The sequence below is a fragment of the Drancourtella massiliensis genome (assembly GCF_016900655.1).
Lineage (GTDB): Bacteria > Bacillota > Clostridia > Lachnospirales > Lachnospiraceae > Sellimonas > Sellimonas catena.
Window position 1 is genome coordinate 1 of the sequence record NZ_JACJKH010000061.1, and the last position, 1,904, is coordinate 1,904.

The window sequence follows — 1,904 nt, forward strand, 5'->3', positions numbered from 1 at the left end:
TGGCGGCCTTCCTCCCATGGTAAAACGCAGGCAGTACTATGAGGCTTTGGAGGTGGCTGCATAGTCAGTGATATCCTTGAGAAAAATGTGTCAACTAATCTTGACAATATCACATGTAGTAGCGCGTCGCCTTTTTCTCTGCGCGGTTGACCGTTACGCGGTTCCATACCTGGTCTTGCACAATGAGCATACCTAACTTTTTGAGCTGCTTTCCAAGCTGCTTAATATCAAAGCAGACAAGGCGGTTTGAAAGCTCCACGTTGGTACGGTGGTTAAAGACGTTCAGAGAGCCGGAAACATACAGCTCCAACGCCGCCGCAATACGCGCCGCTTCCGGCTCCGGCTGCTGCAAAAGCTCGTTGTAGAGGTCACCCAAGACAGGCATTTTCGCCGGGTCGGGGTCGGCAAGGTACGCGCGGTACACGTTCCGTACAGCCCGGTCAATGACCGTCTTATCCACGGGCTGCAAGCCCTCCTTGCCGCCGATCACCAGCTCGCAGAGGGAGAGGATAAAGTCGGATTTCAGCGCAAGGGGGCTGTCGTCCTCGCTGTAATTGAGGTTAATATCCATAGGGTTGACGTACTGCGGCTTCCCGTCAATGCCCTTACCCGTCGGGGAAAGCCGGATTACCTGTCCGCCTAAACGCTGCACAAGGGAGAAATACTCCGCTTCCGGGTCGCAGATGATAATGTCGTCGTCCGTAATGAGGAAAGCGTTTGTCATTTCCCGCTTTGCCGCAAAGGATTTACCGCTTCCCGGCGTTCCCAAGATCAGCCCATTCGGGTTTTTAAGCTGCTTGCGGTCGCAGAGTATCATGTTGTTGCTTAAAGCGTTCAGCCCGTAATACAGGGCTTCCCCGGTCTGAAAAAGCTCCTGCGTGATAAAGGGGATAAAAATAGCGGTGCTGCTTGTCGTCAAGCCCCTTTGAATGGGGACGAGGTTTTTCCCGATAGGGACACACGACAGCAAGCCCGCTTCCTGCTGGTAGTCAAGGCGGGTCAAAGCGCAGTTATATTTCTGCGCGATACCCGCCGCCGCGAACACGTCATTTTCCAGTTTCCGCTTCGTGTCTGCCATGTTTGCCACAAGGAACGTAAGGAGAAACATTCGCTCATTCCGGCTCTGTAAATCCTGCAAGAGATTTTTCGCTTCGCTGCCAAAGGTGGCAAGGTCGGACGGAATAATATCCATGTCATAGCCGGAACGGACGGCTTTCTTCTGTTCTTCGATTTTCATTTTGTCAAGGTCTGTGATTTTCCGCTTAATCGTCTTAATGGCTTCGCTCTGGTCGATACTGCGGATATGGAGATTGACAATCACGCCCGTTTCAAGGTCGAGAATGTCCGACAAAATGCGGTCGTTCAGCTCCGGCGCAAGTATCTGTAAGAACGACACCGCGCCGATCTTGCGCCCCATGCGGAACGTGCGCCCCTCTCCGAAACGGAACGACGGCGGGGCGATAAAGTCTTTGGTGGAAAGCCCCGACGGGGCAAGCCACGCCCAGTCAAAGGAAAACGGTTCGCCCTCCGGGTGGAACACCCCATGCAGCACTTTCAAACGGTCATAGCCCGTCATGGGGCGGGCGGCTACGCCCAGCACCTTAAAATTGTTGAGTACGTCCGTTTCGATACGGGCAAGGCGGGCTTTTGCCGCCGCCAAGCTGTCCGCTTCAATGGAAAAAGTGATGTATTTGTATTTGACAAGCCCGTTGTTGCCTTTGGAAAGCTGGTTTTTGAGCATATCCGAATACTCGGCGCGAATGGAATTGAAAGCGTCGTCCCGCGCCGGAATGATATTGTCAAGATTAGTTGACACATTTTTCTCAAGGATATCACTGACTATGCAGCCACCTCCAAAGCCTCATAGTACTGCCTGCGTTTTACCATGGGAGGAAGGCCGCCAT

Annotated in this window: 1 pseudogene; it reads right to left on the reverse strand. The window is 53.1% G+C overall.

The features are described 5' to 3' along the window. Positions 1-112: 112 nt before the first annotated feature. A pseudogene (locus H6A32_RS15670) lies at positions 113-1,792 on the reverse strand (VirB4-like conjugal transfer ATPase, CD1110 family); the annotation flags it as partial. Positions 1,793-1,904 lie beyond the last annotated feature (112 nt).